We start from the raw sequence: 22,781 nt of genomic DNA on the forward strand, positions 1-22,781 counted from the left end.
ATCTCCCGTTGCCTGCCAGCGGCAAGTATTTGATTATCTCGTCCAATAGGTAATCGAATCATGCTGCGGGAGGGGTCATGACCGACGAGGCGCTTGTTGATCGCATGGCGCTGCCGCGTCCGGACGTCACCGTCGCGGACGCGGAAGAGATCCTTCTTGCCCATTACAACCTGTCCGGCACCCTTGCCGAACTTGGCAGCCAGCAGGACCGGAACTACCGCGTCGATAGCGATCGCGGCCGCTACGTCCTGAAGATTTGCCATGCTGCCTACGAGACCCGCGAACTCGAAGCGCAGAATGCAGCGATCCATCACCTCAAGAGCAAGCAGGATGCGCCACGCGTTCCCAATGTGATCGCCACGAATGACGGGCGCGAGATCGTCGTCCTGACCGTGCGCGGGCAGGGCTACCAGGTCCGGCTGCTGGAATATCTGGAAGGCCAGGGGCTGACGGAGCTGAATCATGTGGCGCCGGCCTCCGTCGCCGCACTCGGCGCCCTCTGCGCAAGGCTGGCGCAGGCGCTTGCCGATTTCAACCATCCCGGCCTCGACCGCAGCCTGCAATGGGATCTGAGGCGGGCTGGGCCGGTCGCGGTGCAGCTGCTTTCCGCCATCACCGACAGCGCAGCGCGCGACCGGATCGCCAAGACGATGGTGATGGCCGTTCGCCGTATCCAGCCGCTAGCGCCGTCGCTTCGGCTGCAGGCGGTGCATCACGACGTCACCGGCGACAATGTCGTCGGTCACCGCAATGCCCATGGCCACACCATCCCCGACGGGGTGATCGATTTCGGCGACATCATCCGCGGCTGGCTGGTCGGCGACCTCGCCGTCACCTGCGCTTCGCTGCTGCATCAGGCAGAGGGCGACCCTTTTCATATCCTGCCCGCCGTCACTGCCTATCAGGCGATCTATCCGCTGACCTCGGAGGAGCTGAAGGCGCTCTGGCCATTGGTGGTCGCGCGCGCGGTCATTCTCGTCGCCAGCGGCGAACAGCAGATTTCGGTCGATCCGGAGAATGATTATGTCCGCGGCAATCTCGACCGCGAGTGGGCGATCTTCGATACGGCGATGTCCGTTCCCTTCGAGCTCATGGAAGCGGCGATCCTCAAGGCGGCCGGCGCCGATGCTGCCGCCCCGGAAACATCGGGATGGCTGCCGCTGCTGCCCGACATCGATCCCGCCGGGATCGCCTATGTCGACCTTGGGGTGCGGAGCCCGCATTTTTCTGGAGGCAACTGGCTGAATTCCGACATGGACTGGCGGTTGCTTGCCCGCGCTGCGACCGAAAACGGGACGGCCGCGACGCGCTACGGCGAATATCGGCTTTCCCGGGCGGGAACCGCCAGGAGACAGGCGACCTGCGCCCTGCATGTCGACATCTGCCTTGCCGCGGGCAGCGCGGTCGCAGCACCCTTTGCCGGCCGCATCGGCTGGAAGGACCAGCATCTGACGCTGACCGGCGACAGCATGACCCTTCACCTCGACGGGCTCGAGCTCGCGGTCGAGGATGGAGCCGAGATTGCCGCCGGCGACCCGCTCGGCACGGTTGTCGGAGAGGCTACGTCGCTCGGCGGGGTGCGCGTTCAGCTTTGCAGCGTCGCCGGGCTCGAGCCGCCGCTCTTTGCCACACCGCACGAGACAGCGGCATGGTCGATGCTCTGCCCTTCTCCCTCGCCGCTTCTCGGCCCGGGAGCAGATGCGCCACGACCTGACAGCACCGAGCTGCTCGCCAGGCGGCAGGCGCATCTCGCCGGCGCGCAGAAGAACTATTATGCGGCGCCGCCGCAGATCGAGCGCGGCTGGCGGGAGCATTTGTTCGACGTCGAGGGCCGCGCCTATCTCGATATGGTCAACAACGTCTCCATTCTCGGCCATGGCCATCCCAAGCTCGCGGCAGCGATCAGCGCCCAATGGCTGCGGCTCAACACCAATTCACGCTTTCACTATGCCCCGATCACGGAATTTTCCGAACGCCTCGCCGCACTGGCCCCGGATGGGCTCGACACGGTCTTCCTCGTCAACAGCGGCTCGGAGGCGAACGATCTGGCGCTTCGGCTGGCGCAAGCCCATAGCGGCGCCCGCAACATGCTCTGCCTGCTCGAAGCCTATCATGGCTGGTCAGCGGCGAGCGACGCCGTCTCCACCTCGATCGCCGACAATCCGCAGGCACTGACCACCCGGCCCGACTGGGTGCATGCCGTCGTTTCGCCGAATACCTATCGCGGCGCATTCCGCGGTCCCGACACGGCGAGCGCCTACCTCAGCGCCGTCACGCCAGTACTGGAGGCGATCGACGCCGGCGGCGAAGGTCTTGCAGGCTTCATCTGCGAATCGGTCTATGGCAATGCGGGCGGCATTCCGCTGCCGGACGGTTACCTCGCACAGGTCTATGCCGAGGTGCGCGCCCGCGGCGGCCTCTGCATCGCCGACGAAGTGCAGGTCGGCTATGGCAGGCTCGGACATTATTTCTGGGGCTTCGAGCAGCAAGGGGTCGTGCCCGATATCATCACCGTCGCCAAGGGCATGGGCAACGGCCATCCGCTCGGCGCCGTCATTACCACGCGGGAGATCGCCCAGTCGCTGGAGAAGGAGGGCGCATTCTTTTCCTCCACCGGCGGCAGCCCGGTCAGCTGCGTCGCCGGGATGACGGTGCTCGACATCATCGCCGAGGAAAAGCTGCAGGAAAATGCCCGGACGGTCGGCGATCATCTGAAGGCGCGGCTTGCGGCGTTGATCGACCGCTATCCGGTCGCGGGCGCCGTGCATGGCATGGGCCTTTATCTCGGCCTCGAATTCGTCCGCGACAGAACGACGCTGGAGCCGGCGACGGAGGAGACGGCTGCCATCTGCGACCGTCTGCTTGCACTCGGCGTCATCATGCAGCCGACCGGCGATCACCAAAATGTGCTGAAGATCAAGCCGCCGCTCTGCCTCAGCATCGAAAGCGCCGATTTCTTCGCCGACATGCTGGAAAAGGTGCTCGACGAAGGCTGGTAACGCAGGGCTACCGGCGTTAACCAAATCGGTCATTTCGAGGCTTTTTGACTTTTCGCGAAACGGCCCATTGCCTGAAACAGTCAGGCTTCCTATGTCTGCCGCGGTGATCGATGAAACTCTGATTCTGTCATGCGAATTTTACGAAGAGCTGATATGTTTCTTTCTGTAAGTTCAAAGTTCGGCGGAATGAATTTTTTCGGATCGTCGATATTTTGACACGTTTCGGAATATGTTTCTGGCAGGCCATCGGGTAATCTCTACCAAGTTAGTAGATTATCAAAGGCAGCCATCACCGGCTCCGGGCTCTTCCGGGACCACTCAAGCGCAACGCCAACGCAAGGAACGAGACATGATAGACATCGATATTCTCGCCGATCTGCCTGGGCGATCCGTGCTTGGCAATGACCGTCCGGGCGCCCTCTCCCGCCCGAACTGTCGAATGTGACGTTCGTCCTCCTTTCAACGGTACCAGACAAGTCAATTCGCCATGGCTGTGCATGTCGCGCGGCAGGAGTTCTATCTATGAAGAAGCAAGTTATCGAATATGCAGGCGTTCCCGTCGGGATCGTCATCCCCGATGAAGACCGGTTGAAGTTCATCGCCGTGAAATTCCATGTCCACGACCTCGACGAGCAGCGTTTCCGCTCGCCCGACGAGGTGCGGCTGGCCATCCACGATCTGATGACCCGCCGTCATCCGAAGCCGCTTCATGCCTGACGGCATGTTGCCGCGAGCGGCTTTCGCGGCTTTCTGATCTGACCGGTCCTGCCGAAAGGGCCGGTCTTGTCTTTTGAGGGCAATTGCAGTCCTATCGGCCGCATCAGCGCCACCAGGATCAGCCCTTGCCCGATCTTCTCAATCTGCTCACCGACATCGAAGGCGTCTCCGTCGGGCATGCGACCGATCTTGAGCTCGGGTCCGGCGTGACCGTCATCGTCTTCGACAAACCAGCCGTCGCGTCCGGCACGGTGCTCGGGGGCGCGCCGGGCGGGCGCGACACCAGCCTGCTCGATCCATCCATGACCGTCAGTTTCGTCGATGCCTTCGTGCTCTCGGGCGGTTCCGCCTTTGGACTGGATGCCGCCGGCGGCGCGCAAGCGGGCCTGCGCGAAGCGGGCCGCGGCTTTGCAGTCGGGCCGGTCAAGATTCCGATCGTGCCGCAAGCCATCCTGATGGACCTGCTGAACGGCGGCGACAAGGATTGGGGCCTTCATTCCCCCTATCGTGAGATGGGTTACACCGCACTGAAGGCCGCGACAAAGGGCGTCTTCGCGCTCGGCACCGCAGGCGCCGGCACCGGGGCGACGACAGCCACCGTCAAGGGCGGGATCGGCTCGGCCAGCGCCGTCAGCAGCGCCGGGCATCGCGTCGCGGCGATCGTTGCCGTCAATGCACTCGGCTCCGCAACGATCGGCGACGGGCCGCATTTCTGGGCGGCGCCCTTCGAGCAGGATGGCGAATTCGGCGGGCTCGGCATGCCTGCGGCGGCCGACCACCGGATGCGACTCAAGGGCATGAACACGCCGGCGACGACGATCGGCGCTGTCGTGACCGACGCACAGCTGACGAAGGCCGAGGCGCACCGCCTTTCGCTGGCCGGCCATGACGGCTTTGCCCGGGCGCTGCTGCCGGCGCATCTGCCGCTTGACGGCGATACCGTCTTTGCCGCTTCGACGGCCAGGCATCGGAGGAACGACATGGCGAGCCTGATGGAGCTTTGCCACCTCGCCACCATCGTCATGGCCCGGGCGATCGCCCGCGGCGTCTATGAGGCGAGCGCCCTTCCGGTCGACGGCGCGCAAAAGGCATGGCGCGACCGCTATCCGAACTGAAGCCGATTGAATAGGGTTGCAACCCGAATATGCCGAATGGCGGAGAGACGTGAATGCAGATCCGGGCGCTGATGTATTTCGACGAACTGGTTAGGACCAATTCCATGCGCCAGGCGGCCGAGAACCTCAATGTCGCGCCGACCGCAATCAGCCGGCAGATCGAGAACCTCGAATATCATTTCGGCGCGCCGCTCGTCGAACGCAGCGCCCGCGGCGTCAAACTGACGGCGGCCGGCGAGCTGCTCGCTGCCCGCGCCGGCCGCACATTGCGCGAACTCGATCACGTGCAGCAGCTGATCGAAGACCTGAAGGGCCTGCAGCGCGGCCGTGTCAGCATCTATGCCAATGGTGCGACCGTCGCCAATCTCTTGGCTCCGGCGCTGGCCGAATTCAGCCTGAAATACCCGCAGCTGCGTTTCAGCGTGACGATCACCAGCGCGCGGCAGGCCGTCGATGCCGTCAACAGCGCCGAAGCGGATATCGCGGTGACGCTGTTTGCGCCCGTCATATCAGGCACCAAAGTGCGGCTGCGCTCCGAGATCGCCTATGATCTCATCACCACACCGCAGCATCCGGCCGCCGCATATGCCGAAATCCCTATCCGGAAACTCGTCGACTACCCATTGGCGCTGCCGGATCAATCCTTCGGCTTCCGCCAGGCCTTCGACGCGCTGTTGGAGAAGGAGGGGCTGAGTCTCGACCCGGTCTTCATCACCAGTTCGCTTGAAATGCTGAAGGAACTCGTGCTCAGCGGGGCGGCCGCGACGCTGCTGCCGGCGCTGACCGTCCGCCGCGAAATCGAGGCGGGCCAGCTGCTTGCCATTCCACTCGCCGGCAAGACCGGCATCCGCACCCATGTCGATCTCTGCGTCGCACCGGACCGGCAGCTGTCCTTCGCGGCGACCAAGCTGCTCGACTTCATCGAGAGGTTCATGCGCGAACGCACGAACCGCCGGACCGAGACAAAAGCCTGACGCTTCCGGCTTGCATTGGCCGCGGATTTGCGGTGTAGCTTTTTCGGCTACACTGAGCACACAAAATCGCCATTGTGTGTGCACTGTCGCAGTGACATTCTCATCGCAAGGGCCTTCGACGCGGCCGGACAGGGACATGATGACCAAGCTTTCGTTTGCGCCTTCAGCACGCTTCATCAGACAGCTTTCTCTCGGTGCCATGCTTTCGGCCGGCGTCGTGATGACGGCGATGACGCCGGCGGAAGCGGCCAAGACTACCCTCAATCTCGGCATGAGCGTCGAGCCCACGGGCCTCGATCCGACGATCGCCGCGCCGGTGGCGATCGGCCAGGTCACCTGGCAGAACGTGTTCGAGGGGCTGGTGAGGATCGACCAAGCCGGCAAGATCCAGCCGCAGCTGGCAAAAAGCTGGGAGATTTCGCCCGATGGCCTGACCTATGCGTTCAAGCTGCAGACCGGCGTCAAATTCCATGACGGCGAGGCCTTCGATGCCGCCGCCGCCAAGTTTTCGCTCGACCGCGCCCGCGGCGCGGATTCGGTCAATCCGCAAAAGCGCTTCTTTGCCTCGATCGCCTCGATCGATACGCCCGATGCCGAAACGCTGGTGCTGCATCTCTCGGCACCGACCGGCAGCCTGATCTACTGGCTCGGCTGGCCGGCCTCGGTGATGGTGGCGCCCAAGACGGCGGCCGACGACAAGGTGACGCCGGTCGGCACCGGCCCCTTCAAATTCGCCGGCTGGGCGAAAGGCGACAAGGTGGAGCTCACCAGAAACGCCGATTACTGGAACAAGGATGCAGCCGCCAGGCTCGACAAGGTGACCTTCCGCTTCATCGCCGATCCGCAGGCGCAGGCCGCAGCGCTGAAATCCGGCGACCTCGATGCCTTTCCGGAATTTGCAGCACCCGAGCTGATGAGTTCTTTCGACGGCGATGCGCGGCTCGTCACCCGGATCGGCAATACCGAGCTGAAGGTCGTCGCCGGCATGAACAATGCCAGGAAGCCGTTCGACGACAAACGCGTGCGCCAGGCGCTGATGATGGCGATCGACCGCAAGACGGTAATCGACGGCGCGTGGTCCGGCCTCGGCACGCCGATCGGCAGCCACTACACGCCGAATGATCCGGGCTATCAGGATATGACTGACGTGCTTCCCTATGACGTCGAAAAGGCGAAAGCGCTGCTGGCCGAAGCCGGCTATCCCAACGGCTTCACCTTCACGATCAAATCGCCGCAAATGGCCTATGCGCCGCGCAGTGCCGAGGTGATGCAGGCGATGTTTGCCGAGATCGGCGTGACGATGAATATCGAGCCCACCGAATTTCCGGCGAAATGGGTCCAGGACATCATGAAGGACCGCAACTTCGACATGACGATCGTCGCCCATGCCGAGCCGCTCGACATCGACATCTATTCCAGGGATCCCTATTATTTCAACTATAAGAACCCCGCCTTCAGCGCGCTGATGAAGAAGGTCCAGGAGACGACCGATCCCGCCGCGCAGAACGCGATCTACGGCGAAGCGCAGAAGATCCTCGCCGAGGACGTGCCGGCGCTCTACCTCTTCGTCATGCCGAAACTCGGCGTCTGGGACAGGAAGCTGAAGGGGTTGTGGGAGAACGAGCCGATCCCGTCGAATGTGCTGTCGGGGGTTTCCTGGGAGGAGTGAGGCGCGGAAATGAACGAAGGGAAGCCGGATAGCAAGCCGTTCAATGCCGGTCACCACCCTCTCCATCCCTCATTCCTGTCCTTGGGCGCGGGAGACGCTCTTGCCTGGGTGACAGTCATTCACGGCGCCGACGCGCCGTGGCTGGATTCCTGTGACATCCCTCGGGTCAAGCCCGAGGACAGGAATGAGGGTGGATGGGATGGCGGTCGCATTCCGTCGAAAGCCCAGCGAAAAGGCCACCCTCCAAAAGCCGCACCGAAAGCGTGGCACGCATGATCGCGCTCCTCGCTCGCCGCTTCGCCGGCCTCCTGATCACCCTTCTTATCGTTTCGCTGCTGATCTTCGCCGTGATGGATCTCCTGCCCGGCGACCCCGCTTCGATCATGCTCGGCACCTCCGCGAGCCCGGAAACGCTGGCGGCGCTGCGTCACGATCTCGGCCTCGACCAGCCGCTCATCCTGCGTTACGGGCAATGGCTGGCCGGTGTGATCTCCGGCGATCTCGGCAATTCCTATACCTATGGCGTGCCGGTCGCCGGATTGATCGTCGAGCGGCTGGCGGTGACGCTGCCGCTGGCGCTGATGGCGATCGTGCTCTCGGTGGCGATTGCCTTGCCGCTCGGCGTGCTGGCTGCCTCGCGCCGCGGCGGTATCATCGACATCATCGCAACGTTGTTTTCGCAGATCAGCATCGCCGTGCCCGCCTTCTGGGTGGCGCTGTTGTTGATCATCCTGTTTTCGACCATGCTCGGGCTGATGCCGGCCGGCGGTTTCCCGGGCTGGGGCGCCGGTCTGCTGCCGGCGTTGCAGGCGCTTGTCATGCCGGCCGTCGCGCTGGCGCTGCCGCAGGCGGGCGTGCTGACACGGGTGGCGCGTTCGGCTGTGCTCGAAACGATGCATGAGGATTTTGCCCGCACCGCTGTCGCCAAGGGGCTTTCCCGCCGGGCGGTGTTGTGGCGGCATGTCGTGCCGAATGCGCTGATCCCGATCCTGACGATGATCGGGCTGCAATTCACCTTTCTCGTCGCCGGCGCGGTGCTGGTGGAAAATGTCTTCAACCTGCCGGGCCTCGGGCGGCTGGCGCTTCAGGCACTCTCGCAGCGCGACGTCATCGTCATGCAGGACGTGGTGCTGTTCTTCGCGGGCCTTGTCATTGTGGTGAATTTCTTCGTCGATCTCTCCTATCTGGCGATCGACCCCAGGATGAGAAAGGCGGCCTGACGCATGACCTCTGTCGTTTCCGCCGCCATTGCCAGCCGCCGGAGCTTCAAACTTAGCCGGCGAATAAACCTGGTGTCCGGAGCGGTGATTATCGGCCTGCTGGTCACGGTTGCCCTGCTGTCGCTCGTCTGGACGCCGCTGCCCCCGGCAAAGATGCAAATCGTCCACAAGCTGCAGCCGCCGCTTACCTTCGGCCTGCTCGGTACCGATCAGTTCGGCCGCGATGTGCTGTCGATGCTGATGGCGGGATGCTGGAACTCTCTGTCGATCGCCATTACCGCGGTTATGATCGGCGGGACGCTCGGCTCAATCGCCGGCATTTCGGCGGCGGCGATCCGCGGTCCTTTCGAAGCGCTGCTGATGCGCCTCTGCGATGTCGTCTTTGCGCTGCCGCCGATCCTGTCGGCCATGGTGCTCAGCGCCTTTCTCGGGCCGGGGCGGTTCACAGCAATCACCGCAATAGCCGTCTTCATGATCCCGGTCTTTGCCCGAGTGACGCTTGCGACCTCGCTGCAGGCCTGGAGCCGCGACTATGTGCTCGCCGCGCGGGCGATCGGCAATACACGCCTGACCATTTCGCTGCGCCATGTGCTGCCGAATATCATCAGCCAGATCATCGTGCATGGCTCGATCCAGCTGGGGCTCGCCATCCTGACCGAAGCGGGTCTCAGTTTCCTCGGGCTCGGCATGGCGCCGCCCGCGCCGACCTGGGGCCGGATGCTTGCCGACGCGCAGACCTATCTGGCGCTCGCTCCCTGGCTGGCGATTCTGCCAGGCCTTGCCATCGCGCTCACCGTCTTCGGTTTCAACATGCTCGGCGATGGCTTGCGCGATCTTCTCGATCCGCGCGAGGCGAGCCGCTGATGTCCTCCCGAGATGTGCGAAAGACGATGCGATGACCGAAACCGACCTTACCATCCGCGAACTCCGGGAGCACTTTACCGACAAAAGCCTCTCTCCGCTCGAATATTGGCTTGCCCTCGAAGACCATATCGCCGCCTGGGAGCCTTCGATTTCGGCACTCTACCTCTATGATCCGGAAAGGGCGCGCGCGCAGGCGAAGGCTTCGACGGCGCGCTGGGCGAAAGGTCGACCGCTCGGCGCGCTTGACGGCATTCCGGTGACACTGAAGGAACTGATCGCCACGAAGGGCCAGCCGGTACCGCTCGGCACCAAGGCGATGGAGCTGAAGCCCGCAGAGGCCGATGCGCCGGCCGCCGCCCGGCTGCGGGAGGATGGGGCGGTGATCTTCGCCAAGACCACCTGCCCCGATTACGGCATGCTCTCCTCCGGCCTTTCGAGCTTTCACCCGCTCAGCCGCAACCCCTGGGACCTGTCGCAGAATCCCGGCGGATCGAGCGCCGGGGCTTCTGCTGCTGCGGCAGCCGGCTACGGACCGCTGCATATCGGCACCGATATCGGCGGGTCGGTGCGGCTTCCGGCCGGCTGGACCGGCATCTTCGGCTTCAAACCGAGCCATGGGCGCATTCCCGCCGACCCCTATTATGTCGGGCGCTGCGTCGGGCCGATGACGCGTACGGTCGAGGATGCCGCCTTCTCGATGGCGACGCTGTCACGGCCGGACTGGCGCGACGGCACCAGCCTGCCGCCAAACGATTTCAACTGGATGGATCTCGACATCGACTTAGCGGGCATGAGGATCGGGCTGATGCTCGATGCCGGCTGCGGGCTTGCCGTGGAAGACGAGATCAGGGTGGCGGTCGAATCGGCAGCGAAACGTTTCGAGAAAGCCGGCGCGACCATCCTATCCGTGCAGCCGGTGCTGACCCGGGCGATGCTGGATGGGCTCGACAATTTCTGGCGCGCCCGTCTCTGGGGCGAGATTGCCGATTTCGGCGACAGCAGGTGCGACAGTATCCTGCCCTATATCAGGGATTGGGCGAAGGGTGGCGCCGCTATCAGCGGCGCCGATGCGGTCAAGGGCTTCAACCAGACGATCGAGATGCGCAGGAGCTGCGGGCAGTTGTTCACCCAGGTCGACGCCCTGCTGTCGCCGACCAATCCGATCGTCTCCTACCCCGCCGATTGGGCGTCGCCGACCAACGATCCGGCCTTGCCCTTCGAGCATATCGGTTTCACCGTGCCGTGGAATATGTCGGAGCAGCCGGCCGCCTCGATCAATTGCGGCTTCTCCCGGTCGGGCATGCCGATCGGGCTGCAGATCGTCGGGCCGCGTTTTGACGACATGCTGGTTCTGAGACTGTCGAAAGCCTTCGAGGACTGGACGGGCGGGGTGAGATCCTGGCCGCGGCCAATCAGATGATCGGGCGGCGATAGCCGGTCGGCTGCTCGTAGAGCCGGCCGATGCGCTTGACGGCGGCCTCGAAATTCTCGCGCGCCACCGTCATGCTGTAGCCGTTGGCGTGGAGAATGGTTTGCGGATCCTCGAAGACGGCAACATGCCCCTTCCAGAACACCAGATCGCCGCGGCGGATTTCGGCGCGGTCGATCGGCTCGCCGAGTCCGGCCGCCTGCATGTCGGTGTCACGCGGCGCATTTTTGCCGGTCATCAGCATCGCCAGCTGCACGAGGCCGGAGCAATCGATGCCGAGGCCGGAGCGGCCGCCCCAGAGATAGGGCGTTTCCAGAAAACGGGCGGCGATCGCGACATAATCGGCACCCTCGAGAGCGCCGATCGGCTGCACGTGGCTGGCGAAGATCGCCGTGCCGTCCGTCAGCACGACGTAGTGATTGCCGCGCACTTCCGCCTCGCCGGCGACGTGAATGCGGCTTCCCATCGACAGGATGGCCTGGTGCGGTTTGCGCAGTTCCGGCTCCGGATAGAGGAAGCTGCGCGGCACGGTGACGACATGGGTCGGCGCCGGCTGGCCTTGCGAAAGCGCTTCTGCGGGGAGATAACCGACATAGTCGTCCGAGGCGGCCTTCACCCAGCACCAACCACCGGCGCGGTCGAAAACCGTCACGTCTTCGCCGAGAAGCAGTTCGGTATCGATGCCGCGCGCAAGATCCGGTTCGGGGCGCAAGGCCACGACCGGAACGGCAATGCGGGCCGGGGCGCCTTGCACGAAGCGCGACGCCTCCACCTTGCCTTCGAGCCCCGCTTCGGCGAGATCCGGCCTATAGGCGTGCAGCCGGCGGTCGAGCATCGTCATTTGGAATTCCTTTCACATCGCCCGTCAGATCGCCCTTTTTAGATCGGCAACCGGCGTCCCTGATCCCGAACGAGATCGCCGAGCTTTTCCAGATAGAGCGCACCACCGACCGTCCGCTTGATAATGACGTTACGCCGGTCGGCATCGTCGCGGACGCGGTCGACCAGGCCCATCTCGCCCATCGTATCCAAGGCTCGCGTAATGACCGGCTTGGTGACGTCAAGTGTCGCAGCAAGCCCGCGCACCGTATGCGGCGGCGGTACCAGATAGATATGCAGCAGGATCGCCATCTGGCGCAACGTCAAATCGCGGTCATCGTGGCGGACCTGATCGAGCGCCACGCCATGCCAGAGCCCCAGCGCCTGCGAGGCGGTCAGTTCGATCGGCACGGCCCCTCCGGAAAATCGTTACGCTAGCGTTTCATTTTCCGGCAGTTGCCATGCACATGCAAGGGGCGCTGGAAATTGCCGCCCGGCAAGGTGAATAAAATTTTAACGATCGGCACCGGCGCGCATGGCATGAATCCCATCATGCCATGCGGCTCGGCGCTGATTTTGCGTCTGGTGTCAGCGCACGCTCTCGCGGATGTGGTGGAAGAGCGCGCGAATCGCCTGTGATTCGCCGCCGCCCGGCGAATGCGGCCGCTCGGACTGAGCCCAGCCGTAAATGTCGAAATGCGCCCAGCTCTTCGTCTTGCTGACAAAACGCTTGAGGAAGAGGGCGGCGGTGATCGCTCCCGCCATGCCGCCGGCCGGCGCGTTGGTGAGGTCGGCGAACTTGGTGCGGATATCCTTTTCGTAGCCGGAATAGAGCGGCAGGCGCCAGATCGGGTCGTCCGTTTCCAGGCTCGCTTCGGTCAGGTCATGCGCAAGATTGGCGTCGTCTGTGAAGAAGGGCGGCAGATCCGGACCCAGCGCAACGCGGGCAGCACCGGTCAGCGTCGCCATATCGATCAGGAGTTCAGGCTCTTCCTCGTCGGCATAGGCAAGCGCATCGGCAAGGATCAGACGGCCTTCGGCGTCGGTATTGTCGATCTGGACGGTCAGGCCCTTGCGGCTGCGATAGATGTCGCCGGGGCGGAAGGCGTTGGACGAGATGGCGTTTTCGACGACCGGCACGATGACGCGCAGGTCGACCTTCAGCTTCGCGTCCATGATCATCAGGGCAAGCCCCATGACATTGGCGGCACCACCCATGTCCTTCTTCATCAGCAGCATCGAGGCGGCGGGCTTGATGTCGAGGCCGCCGGTATCGAAGCAGACGCCCTTGCCGACGAGCGTCACCTTGCGATGACCCTTCTTGCCCCAGCGCAGCTCGAGAAGGCGCGGCGCATCGGCGCTGGCGCGGCCGACGGTGTGGACCAGCGGGAAGTTCTGCTTGAGCAGGTCGTCGCCAGATATAACCGACATCTCCGCCTTGTAATGGGCGGCCAGGCCACGGAAAACGGCCTCGAGCTGGTCCGGCCCCATGTCGTTCGTCGGCGTGTTGATCAGGTCGCGGGCGAGAAAGACGCCGGCGAGCTGGCGCTTGATGTCGGCGCTGTCGGCATCACGGGGAATCATCAACGTCGCCGCCGGCGATTTTTCGGATTTGTAACGGTCGAAACGGTAGCTGCCGAGCCCGAAGCCAAGGGCCAGGCGATTTGCCGTCAGCGGTGCGGTCTCGATGTGCCAGTCGCCGGCGGGCAGCGCGCGGGCGAGCCTGCCGGTGATGTAAGGCTGCTCCGATGGATTGGTGCCGAGGCCGAAAAGCGCGCCACCGAGATGGCCGTCGGCCGTCGGGATCAGCAGCAGCGATCCGCTTTCGGCCCTGTAGTCCGCCTTGCGCGCCCAGTCGAGCGCGATCGGATCGATCGTGCCGGTCTCGATATGGGCAGGGGTGACGGCAAAGATCGGCAGCGTCGAACCGCCCTTCGTGTTGAAAGGGGTCGGTCTCTCGATAAACTGATAGGGGGCCATGATCGTCCTTCGGCGGTCGTCAGGAATCGTTCCTTAACGGTCTGTTAGGGTTAACAGACTATTGCTGGAGCGAAGATTGCGTCAAACCTTTCCTGTTCCGCGTTCGAGGTCAGGCGCCGATTTCGGAATCCAGGAACGCATCATGCCTGCCTCGCTCACAACCACATTCACCAATCGTATCCTGCAGGGCGCTGCGGCATCGCTGATCGTCCTGGCGCTTGCCGGCTGCTCGACGACGACCAAGGACCGGATGACGACAGGCTCGGTGCCGAAGCTCACCAAGCCGGTCGAAGAGATGGACGCGACCGAGTTGCGCTCGGCGACCGACCGGCTCGGCCAGGCCTATGAAAAGAACCCGCGCGATCCCGTCACCGGCGTCAATTATGCCAATCTGCTGCGGATGAACGGCCGCGATACGCAGGCGCTCGCGGTCATGCAGCAGGTGGCGATCGCCAATCCCGGCGACCGCAATGTACTGGCCGCCTACGGCAAGGCGCAGGCGGCAGCCGGCCAGTTCCAGCAGGCGCTCGACACGATCGGCCGCGCCCAGACACCGGACCGTCCGGACTGGAGGCTGATCTCGGCCGAGGGCGCGATCCTCGACCAGATGGGCAAGGCAAGCGACGCCAGACAGCGCTACCGCGACGCGCTCGACATCCAGCCGAACGAGCCGTCGATCCTTTCCAACCTCGGCATGTCCTATGTGCTGACCGGCGATCTGCGCACCGCCGAAACCTATCTGCGCTCGGCCGCCAGCCAGCCGACCGCCGACAGCCGCGTCAGGCAGAACCTTGCCCTGGTCGTCGGCCTGCAGGGACGTTTCCCGGAGGCCGAGCAGATCGCCCGGCGCGAACTTTCGCCACAACAGGCCGATGCCAATGTCGCCTATCTCCGCGGCATGCTCTCGCAACAGAATTCCTGGCAGAAACTCGCCGCCAAGGACAAGACGCCGGGAGCGGCGAACGGCAGCAATACCAACTGACAGAATGACCCGGATCGTATCATCCGACAGTCCGGGGCCTTCTCAGAGCATGATGCCGAAAAGTGTGAGCGGTTTTCGGACGACATCATCCTCTAACTCTCTAATTCAGATCAGGATTCAGATTTAAGGCCGACCCGGCATCAAATCATCCTGTTCTAGCGGGCGCTCAGACCCGAAAGTATGAGACGAAGGCCAAGGCCGCCCATGACGGCACCGGCGGCCCGGTCTATCCAGCTCTTCGCAGCGAGATAGAGCCGCCGTGGATGGCGGGCCGAAAAGGCGAATGCCACGATCGAATACCAACCAGCTTCCACCGCAAAGACGCCGAGCGGCAGCGCAATCATGAGATCAAGCGGTACCGTCCTGGGCAGGAGCGCGGCAAAGAGGCTGGCATAGACGATGATGGTCTTCGGGTTGCTGAGTTGGGTCAGCACAGAGGTCGTGAAGCTGCGCATCCGCGTGCGGTGGCTATGGGGCACGCTGTGGCTATGGACGGCGTCGGAAACCTCGAGCGGCCGCGCAGCACCTCTCCAGATGTTGACGGCGATATAGATGAGATAGGCGCCGCCGGCGACTTTCAGCAGCACATAGAGCCATTCGAACTGCGACAACAGCGCCGTCAGACCGGCGAGCGCCAGCACGGCAAAAACCACACCGCCGGCGCCCATGCCGAGCGCGGCCGCAAGACCGTCCAGCCGCGACCGCGAAATGGCAATCCTGGAGACGACGACGAAGCTCGGGCCGGGGCTCATGGCCCCGACGGCCAGGGCCGCCATGATGCTGATGAAAACGCCTGCAGAAGACATCCGGGAACCCTCGTTTGCGATCGCAAGGTTACGGCATAATCGCTTAAACCGGAATCGATTTAACGGCGTCAGGCATCAGAACTTGTCCGACACCTGGATGCCGGCCGGACCGAGAATGACGGCGATCAGCACCGGCAGGAAGAACAGGATCATCGGCACTGTCAGTTTCGGCGGCAGGGCGGCCGCCTTCTTTTCCGCTTCGTTCATGCGCTCGTCGCGTCCTTCCTGGGCGAGAACGCGCAGCGCCTGGGCGACCGGCGTGCCGTAGCGATCGGCCTGGATCAGCGCCTGGGTCACCGAGCGGACCAGCTCGATCTGGGTGCGCGTCGCAAGATTTTCGAGCGCCACGCGGCGATCCGGCAGGAAGGAGAGCTCGGCCGTGGTGAGCACCATTTCTTCGGCGAGCGCCGGCGACTGCTCGCCGAGTTCTTCCGACACGCGACGCATCGCAGCCTCGATCGAGATGCCAGATTCGACGCAGATCAGCATCAGGTCCAGCGCATCCGGCCAGGCGCGCTTGATCGAGTGCTGGCGTTTGCCCATGCGGTTCGAGATATAGATGTTCGGCGCGTAGAAACCGAGATAACCGACGCCGATGATGGCGAAGAGGCGGATGGGCATGCCTCTTTCGGCGAGATTGCCGAGGCCGAAGACCCAGAAGGCGGCAAGCGCCAGAAACAGGAAGGGCAGCAGGAAACGCGCGACGAGGAAGGTATTCAGCGCATTTTCCGAGCGCAAGCCGGCCGCGCGCAGCTTGTTGACCGTATTGTCGTCGACCAGCGCCTTGCGCAGGTTGAAGCGCTCGACGATCTGGCGGACCGAACGGTTGTTCTGGCTGCGGAGCGAGGCCTTGCTTGCGCCGGGTTCGGTATTCATACGGGCGCGTTCGCGTGCGCGGATCTGCTCGCGCTCGGTCGAAACGGCCTTCATCCGCTTGCTGAGATCGCCACGTTCGAAGAAGGGGATGGCAATCGTGTAAAAGGTGGCGAAGACGGCGATCGCGACGAGGAGCGCGATCAGCATGCTCGGATTGGTGAGGGTTGCGGCAAGGTCCTGCGACATGGTGCGTCCTTCCGGCTAGATGTCAAAATTGACCATGTTGCGCATGACGAAGATGCCGATCGACATCCAGATCCCCGAAATGCCCATGATGAGGTGGCCGCGCGGATCGGTGAAAAGGATCATCATGTAGTTCGGCGAGGTGAGATAGACGAGGGTCGCGACGATGAAGGGCAGAGCGCCGATGATGACGGCCGACGCCTTGGCTTCCATGGACAATGCCTGGACCTTGGCCTTCATCTTTCTGCGCTCGCGCAGCACCTTGGAGAGGTTGCCGATTGCTTCGGAGAGATTGCCGCCGGCCTGCGACTGGATGGCGATGACGATGGCGAAGAAGTTGACTTCCTGAAGCGGCATATGGAGCGTCATGCGCGCGCAGGCGTCGGGAATGCTGAGCCCCACCTGCTGCGCCTCGATCACGCGGCGGAACTCGCTCTTGACCGGCTCGGTGCCTTCGGTGGCGATCAGACGGATCGCATCGTTGAGCGGCAGACCCGATTTGATCGAGCGGGTGATGACGTCGAGCGCATTGGGGAGCTCGTTGAGGAACTTGTTCTGCCGGCGCTTGATCAGGAAGCCGACGATCCAGCGCGGCAGGCCGAGACCGGCGACGACGGCGATACCGATCATCACCATCGGGGATGCCCCGACGACAAAGGCCACGAGCAGCAGCACGCAGGCGAAGATGGCACTGATGAGATAGAATTTCGCCACCGTGATCGCCAGACCGGCCTGCACCAGCCTGGACTTCAGCGACAGAGTCTTCTTGGTCTTTTCGTGCTGGCGCTTTTCCAGATCCTTGAGATTGTCCTGCACCGATTTACGGCGCTTCGACAGCTCCTGCACCCGATCGCGCGCAGCCTTGACCTTGACCCGGTCGACTTCGGCCGATTTGACGCGGTTGATGCGGCTTGCCGATTTCTTGTCGGCCTCGATCCGGGAAAACAACAGGGCATAGGCGACCGCCGCCGCAGAGACGGCGGCGAGGACGGTGATGGCCAGCACTATCGGATCGAACCCGAACATTTCGCCTATTCCTTCGTTTTCGCTTCCATCGCGTCGAGGGCGGCGGCAAGACGCTTTTCCTCGTTGAAGTAGCGGGCGCGATCCCAGAAATGCGGCTTGCCGATGCCGGTCGACATGTGCCGGCCGATCAGGCGGCCACCCGCGTCCTCGCCCTCGATCTCGTAGCGCATCAGGTCCTGGGTGATGATGACGTCGCCTTCCATGCCGATCACCTCAGTGATCTGGGTGATACGGCGCGAACCGTCGCGAAGACGTGCGGCCTGAACGATGACGTCCACCGAACTCGAAATAATCTCGCGCACCGTCTTTGCCGGCAGGGTGAAGCCGCCCATGGCGATCATTGATTCGATACGGCTCAGGCATTCACGCGGCGTGTTGGCGTGGATGGTGCCCATCGAGCCGTCGTGACCGGTGTTCATCGCCTGCAGCAAGTCGAAAACTTCTGGTCCGCGCACTTCGCCGACGATGATGCGCTCGGGACGCATACGCAGGCAGTTCTTGACGAGATCGCGCATGGTGATCTCGCCCTCGCCTTCGATATTCGGCGGGCGTGTTTCCAACCGCACGACATGCGGCTGCTGCAGCTGCAGTTCGGCGGTATCCTCGCAGGTGATGACGCGTTCATCCCTGTCGATATAGTTGGTGAGGCAGTTCAAAAGCGTCGTCTTGCCCGAGCCGGTGCCGCCTGAAATGACGACGTTGCAGCGCACCCGCCCGATGATCTGCAGCACGGTCGCGCCTTCCGGCGTGATCGCGCCGAAGCGGACGAGCTGATCGAGCGTCAGCTTGTCCTTCTTGAACTTGCGGATGGTGAGCGCCGGCCCGTCGATCGACAGCGGCGGTGCGATGACGTTGACACGCGAGCCATCAGGCAGGCGGGCGTCGCAGATCGGGCTCGATTCGTCGACGCGGCGGCCGACCTGGCTGACGATGCGCTGGCAGATCGAGAGAAGCTGCGCATTGTCGCGGAAGCGGATCTCCGATTCGATCGTCTTGCCGCCGACTTCGATGAAGGTCTGGCCGGCGCCATTGACCATGATGTCGGCGATGTCGTCGCGCGCCAGCAACGGCTCCAGCGGACCGTAGCCGAGAACGTCGTTGCAGATATCCTCGAGCAGCTCTTCCTGCTCGGAGATCGACATCGCAAAGTTCTTGATGGTGATGATGTCGTTGACGATGTCGCGGATTTCCTCGCGCGCACTTTCGCCGTCGAGCTTGGAAAGCTGCGAGAGATCGATCGTATCGATCAGCGCGGAAAAGACCTGCGCCTTGGTGTCGTAATATTCATCGGTGCGGACAGGGCGCTTGCGCTGCGGCGTCTGCATCGGCGGCGGCGTCACCTGCTGTCGTGCAGGCTCGCGCGAGGGTTCGACCAGAATAGAGGGGGAAGAGGCCGCAGGGGCTGCGGCCGGAGCCGGCGGCGGAGGAGCAATCGCTCCTCCGACCTTTCCGGAACCTTCGTTTCCGCGTTTTCCAAACATACCGCTTAATCCAATCTGCTCGAACTTTTTGTTTTCACGCAACTCCGGACGCAAACCGCTGCGCAGTTTCGCTGGAATTGCTCATCGTCTACTTGCGCTTCAGGAGGCCCAGCAGGCCGCCCTTCTTCGCCTTCCTGATCGCGACACGGCCGGTGACGATGTGCGATATCTGCGAAAAAGTTTCCGCCGTCGGCGACTTCGGGTCGACTTCCGAGATCATCCGGCCGCTATTGGCGGCATTGCCGAAAAGATTGATGTCGAAGGGAATGATCGCGATCGGATCGATCTCCAGCGGCTCGCAGAAATCCGACGGTGAAATCTCCGGGCGTTTCGGCATGCCGACCTGATTGAGGACGAGATGCGGCGGCTTGTCGTTCGGCCGCATCTTGCGCAGCGCGTCCAGCATGTTCTTGGCATTACGCAGGTTGGCGAGATCGGGAACCGCTGCGATGACCACTTCGTCGACACTTGATAGCACCGAGCGCGTCCATTCCGACCATGCATGCGGAACATCGAGCACGGTGACGGGCGCGCTGCGCTGCAGGACATCGAGCACCGGCTGGAAGGCCTGGCCGTCGAAATCATAGGCGCGGTCGAGCAGCGAGGGGGCCGCAAGCAGGGAAAGATGCTCGGAGCATTTCGTCAGCAGGCGGTCGAGGAAGACCTCGTCGAGACGATCGGGCGCGAAGACCGCTTCGGCGATGCCCATGGCCGGATCCTGGTCGAAGTCGATATTGGCCGTGCCGTAGGGCAGGTCGAGATCGGCGAGAATCGTCTCGGTGGAGAAGAGATTGGAAATGCCGAAGGCGCAATTGTGGGCGATGGTCGAAGCGCCGGTGCCGCCCTTCGAGCCGATGAAGGCGACACTGCGGCCGAGCGGCTCGGCTTCCGGATCGACGAAGATCGATGCCATCGACGCCAGAATATCGGGCATGGCGACGGGCTGGACCATATATTCGGATATGCCGTTGCGGATGAGCTCGCGATAGAGCCCGATATCGTTGTAGTAACCGATAATGACGACCTTGGTCGTCGGATCGCAGACGGCGGCGAGCGGCGCGAGTTCGCCGAGGAGGTTTGCCGCATTCGCCTTGGTCTCGAGGATGATGAGGTTCGGCGTCGGGGCGCCGGAAAACATATTGGCGGCAGCGGCGATGCCGCCGCTGGTGATGCGCATGCTGACCTTGGCCACGCGCCGGTCGTTGGCGCAGCGTTCCATGATATGCTGGAGCGCCTCGCTCTCGCAGAAGGCATGCACTGAGATGCGCGGCAGCGGCCGCATATTTTCCAGATCCGCCATCCGTACTGCCTCTTCGGCGTGGCGAAGCTCGCTGGGATTCTTGATTTCGTATTCGATCGCGCTCATCGTCCCGTTCCGCCTCAGAAGCTGCTGTCGCTGCCGGCGACATCTTCGATCGTCGACGTCGTCGTCCGATATTCCTGGATCGCGTTATTGCGCCGCTGTGCGTCGATCGGGGTCATACCGCGAGGCGCCACCAAGTCCTCGGGATTAGCGACCTGGGCGGCAAGGTTGTTCTGCGAGGCGCAGCCGAAATTATAATAATTCTGGTTGGTGAGATCGCTCGAAATGTCTTTCGGCCACTGACCGCATTGCGTGGTGATTGCGGTGGTGCCGGTAAAGCTCAGCCGGATCGGCGCCGCGTCGCCGGGCCCGGCTGCGGCGTAAGAGGTGTAGATGATTTTCGAGCTTGCTATTCCCCTCGAAGCCAACTCGGCACGGACCTGATTGCGCAGCTGATAGGCTGCCGCTGAATTCGGCGAGCCTTGCGGCGACAGCACGTAAACCGGACCCGAGGCGCGCGCGGTGTAGTTTGCGGCAAAACCGCGGATGAGGTCACGCTGAGCGCTGGTCAGGCGGCGATCGGTGGAGGCGACGGGTATATCCACCGTCTGCTCGGCCTCCGTCACGATGATCGGGTGGCGGGCGCGATAATCATCCGGAATACCGCCTGTTGTCAGCTGGTCGTGCGGGCCGGCGCATCCGGAAAGGATCGCCACAGAAATGGCGGCTGCAGACAGAAGCGCCTTCGAGATTCCGAGGCGGGGTGTCGTCGATTTCATATGGGCCATCGCCTGATCTCTGTTCTCGTCCATTGCTGCCGATCGCGCCCCGCTCATTTGTAGATGAACCCGATCGAGCCGTGGAACTGCGCATCGGCGACGGGTGCCTCGCGGCGGCCGTAGACCTTGTTGACACGGTTGAGGAAGAAGGTTGCGCCGTCGTTCTCGGGGCTGAAATTATCGTCCGGCCGGTTGAGCTGATTGCGCGCCACCGGGCGCACCAGATATGGAGTCGCGATGATGACGAGCTCGGTTTCCTGACGCTCGAAACCCTTCTGTCGGAACAGCGTCCCGAGCAGCGGGATCTTCGAAACGCCGGGCGTGCCGCCCATCGTCTGGGACACGTTGTCGCGGATCAGGCCGGCGAGCGCGATCGAACCGCCGGAGGGCAGTTCCACCGAAGTCTCCGCCGAACGGCGCTGATAGGTGGCGTTGCCGCTGCCGGCCACCGGTTCGGAAACATTGGTCTTGATCTGCAGGCTGATGCGTCCCGATGACAGCACGACAGGCTTGAAGGCGAGGTTGATACCGTAGTTGAACGGCGTGACGGTGACGTTGCCATCGCTGTCGGTCGTCGAATAAAGCTGTTGGCCGCCGGAATTGAAGGTCGCTGCCTGCCCCGATATCGCCGTCAGCGTCGGCTCGGCGAGCGTCTTGACAACCTTGGCCTGCTCCAGCGCGTTGAGGTAGGTGGAGATGTCGTATTTGCCGATCGTGCTCTTGAAGAGAGCCGCCAGGCCGCCGCCAACCGTCGATGTGGCGCTGTCGGCACTGGGGCTGCCGAGTTGGGCGACCGTCATGCCGGAGGAATTGGAAACGAGATTGTCGAAACCGAGCTGCTTCAGCACCTCGCGGCGTACCTCGGCGATCGTCACCTTGAGGGTGACCTGGTCCTCACCCTCTATCTGCAGGAGATTGACGACCTGCGAGGCCTGGCGGCCTTCGGCAAAGAGCGCTACCGAGCTGTCACCGCCGGTGCCGGATGCCGTCTCGGTTCTGGTCGTCGCCTCGCCACCCTTCAGGAAGACCTGCGCCAGATCGGCCGCTTGCGTGGCGTCCTGCGGCGTGCGCACGGTGCCGGTCAACACGATATTGTCGGAGACGATTTCGACGTTGATGTTGGAGTCCGGAATGAAGCGGCGGAGATTGACTTCGAGGCCGGAGACGTCACGCTCGATCTCGATGTCGAGATTGACGATCTCCTGTCCATCAGCGCCGAAGACGAAGATATTCGTCTGGCCGACCTTCTTGCCGAACAGGTAGATGCGCCGCGAAGTGCGGGTCACGGCATCGGCCATGGTCGGATCGGATACCAGGATATCATGTGCATCCTGCGGCAGATCGACGACAACGGCCTTGTTCAGTCCGAGCTTCAGCCGGCGGTGGGCATCGCGGCCGGTCTGAGAGATGCGGATCAGATTGTCGGAATCGGCACGTGCCTCGCCTGCCCCGAGAAACGGCGCGAAAGAGGCCGGCGCCGTTCCGGAGACGCCGACTGCCAGCGAAAGGCAGCCTGTCAGGAGAAGCCGGGTGCGCCGCGTTGAATTGCCCATTTGCAC

General features: G+C 63.2%; 19 protein-coding genes. 9 read left to right on the top strand and 10 right to left on the bottom strand.

Annotated features, from left to right (window positions below; translation table 11 throughout):
- Nucleotides 1–77 precede the first annotated feature (77 nt).
- The 8 genes from GGD57_RS08975 to GGD57_RS09010 all read left to right on the top strand — a co-directional run bounded on the left by GGD57_RS08975 (nucleotide 78) and on the right by GGD57_RS09010 (nucleotide 10,978).
- A complete protein-coding gene (locus GGD57_RS08975; protein WP_184468854.1) occupies nucleotides 78–2,999 on the top strand; it encodes an aminotransferase in 2,922 nt (973 codons plus the stop codon).
- Nucleotides 3,000–3,521: 522 nt separating this feature from the next.
- Nucleotides 3,522–3,716, top strand: coding sequence for a hypothetical protein (locus GGD57_RS08980; protein WP_008525170.1), 195 nt, complete (start codon nucleotides 3,522–3,524; stop codon nucleotides 3,714–3,716).
- A gap of 125 nt (nucleotides 3,717–3,841) precedes the next feature.
- Nucleotides 3,842–4,831 (top strand): P1 family peptidase, encoded by a 990-nt coding sequence (locus tag GGD57_RS08985; protein ID WP_184468855.1) that lies wholly within the window; start codon nucleotides 3,842–3,844, stop codon nucleotides 4,829–4,831.
- Nucleotides 4,832–4,884: 53 nt separating this feature from the next.
- Nucleotides 4,885–5,805, top strand: a complete 921-nt coding sequence (locus tag GGD57_RS08990) for a LysR family transcriptional regulator (RefSeq protein WP_184468857.1) — start codon at nucleotides 4,885–4,887, stop codon at nucleotides 5,803–5,805.
- A 139-nt stretch (nucleotides 5,806–5,944) separates the two neighbouring features.
- The gene (locus tag GGD57_RS08995) at nucleotides 5,945–7,474 is read left to right on the top strand and encodes an ABC transporter substrate-binding protein (protein ID WP_184469167.1); all 1,530 of its coding nucleotides are present in this window, start codon (nucleotides 5,945–5,947) and stop codon (nucleotides 7,472–7,474) included.
- 272 nt (nucleotides 7,475–7,746) lie between these two features.
- On the top strand, nucleotides 7,747–8,694 hold the full coding sequence (locus GGD57_RS09000) for an ABC transporter permease (protein ID WP_184468859.1): 948 nt from the start codon (nucleotides 7,747–7,749) through the stop codon (nucleotides 8,692–8,694).
- Between the two features lie 3 nt (nucleotides 8,695–8,697).
- Nucleotides 8,698–9,558, top strand: a complete 861-nt coding sequence (locus GGD57_RS09005; protein WP_184468861.1) for an ABC transporter permease — start codon at nucleotides 8,698–8,700, stop codon at nucleotides 9,556–9,558.
- A 31-nt stretch (nucleotides 9,559–9,589) separates the two neighbouring features.
- Complete coding sequence (locus GGD57_RS09010; RefSeq protein ID WP_184468863.1) at nucleotides 9,590–10,978, top strand: amidase; 1,389 nt, start codon at nucleotides 9,590–9,592, stop codon at nucleotides 10,976–10,978.
- On the opposite strand, the gene GGD57_RS09015 is transcribed toward GGD57_RS09010, so the two are convergent.
- From GGD57_RS09015 to GGD57_RS09025, 3 genes are all read right to left on the bottom strand, one after another.
- Nucleotides 10,971–11,828, bottom strand: a complete 858-nt coding sequence (locus tag GGD57_RS09015) for an NlpC/P60 family protein (RefSeq protein WP_184468865.1) — start codon at nucleotides 11,826–11,828, stop codon at nucleotides 10,971–10,973. The two genes, GGD57_RS09010 and GGD57_RS09015, sit on opposite strands and share 8 nt — an antisense overlap.
- 38 nt (nucleotides 11,829–11,866) lie before the next feature.
- Nucleotides 11,867–12,217: a MarR family transcriptional regulator gene (locus GGD57_RS09020; RefSeq protein ID WP_010067789.1), complete on the bottom strand. Its 351-nt coding sequence runs from the start codon at nucleotides 12,215–12,217 to the stop codon at nucleotides 11,867–11,869.
- A 177-nt stretch (nucleotides 12,218–12,394) separates the two neighbouring features.
- Nucleotides 12,395–13,786, bottom strand: coding sequence for a leucyl aminopeptidase family protein (locus GGD57_RS09025; RefSeq protein ID WP_184468867.1), 1,392 nt, complete (start codon nucleotides 13,784–13,786; stop codon nucleotides 12,395–12,397).
- Nucleotides 13,787–13,928: 142 nt separating this feature from the next.
- On the opposite strand from GGD57_RS09025, the gene GGD57_RS09030 reads away from it, so the two are divergent.
- Nucleotides 13,929–14,768 carry a tetratricopeptide repeat protein gene (locus GGD57_RS09030; RefSeq protein WP_184468869.1) on the top strand — a complete coding sequence of 280 codons (840 nt, stop codon included), beginning with the start codon at nucleotides 13,929–13,931 and terminating at the stop codon, nucleotides 14,766–14,768.
- Between the two features lie 155 nt (nucleotides 14,769–14,923).
- Here GGD57_RS09030 and GGD57_RS09035 read toward each other — a convergent pair whose 3' ends face one another.
- From GGD57_RS09035 to GGD57_RS09065, 7 genes are all read right to left on the bottom strand, one after another.
- Nucleotides 14,924–15,574 carry a LysE family translocator gene (locus GGD57_RS09035; protein WP_184468871.1) on the bottom strand — a complete coding sequence of 217 codons (651 nt, stop codon included), beginning with the start codon at nucleotides 15,572–15,574 and terminating at the stop codon, nucleotides 14,924–14,926.
- 75 nt (nucleotides 15,575–15,649) lie between these two features.
- Nucleotides 15,650–16,636, bottom strand: a complete 987-nt coding sequence (locus GGD57_RS09040) for a type II secretion system F family protein (RefSeq protein WP_184468873.1) — start codon at nucleotides 16,634–16,636, stop codon at nucleotides 15,650–15,652.
- Between the two features lie 15 nt (nucleotides 16,637–16,651).
- The gene (locus tag GGD57_RS09045; protein ID WP_184468874.1) at nucleotides 16,652–17,659 is read right to left on the bottom strand and encodes a type II secretion system F family protein; all 1,008 of its coding nucleotides are present in this window, start codon (nucleotides 17,657–17,659) and stop codon (nucleotides 16,652–16,654) included.
- 5 nt (nucleotides 17,660–17,664) lie between these two features.
- Entirely contained in the window at nucleotides 17,665–19,140 is a 1,476-nt protein-coding gene (locus GGD57_RS09050) for a CpaF family protein (RefSeq protein WP_085735648.1), read from the bottom strand.
- A gap of 88 nt (nucleotides 19,141–19,228) precedes the next feature.
- Nucleotides 19,229–20,506 (bottom strand): AAA family ATPase, encoded by a 1,278-nt coding sequence (locus GGD57_RS09055; RefSeq protein WP_184468876.1) that lies wholly within the window; start codon nucleotides 20,504–20,506, stop codon nucleotides 19,229–19,231.
- Between the two features lie 14 nt (nucleotides 20,507–20,520).
- Nucleotides 20,521–21,279: a CpaD family pilus assembly protein gene (locus tag GGD57_RS09060; protein ID WP_184468878.1), complete on the bottom strand. Its 759-nt coding sequence runs from the start codon at nucleotides 21,277–21,279 to the stop codon at nucleotides 20,521–20,523.
- Entirely contained in the window at nucleotides 21,276–22,775 is a 1,500-nt protein-coding gene (locus tag GGD57_RS09065) for a type II and III secretion system protein family protein (protein WP_184468880.1), read from the bottom strand. Before GGD57_RS09065 ends, GGD57_RS09060 begins: the two co-directional genes overlap by 4 nt.
- Nucleotides 22,776–22,781: the final 6 nt, after the last annotated feature.

Origin of the sequence: Rhizobium esperanzae (assembly GCF_014197615.1) — a bacterium.
GTDB classification, from domain to species: Bacteria; Pseudomonadota; Alphaproteobacteria; order Rhizobiales; family Rhizobiaceae; genus Rhizobium; species Rhizobium esperanzae_A.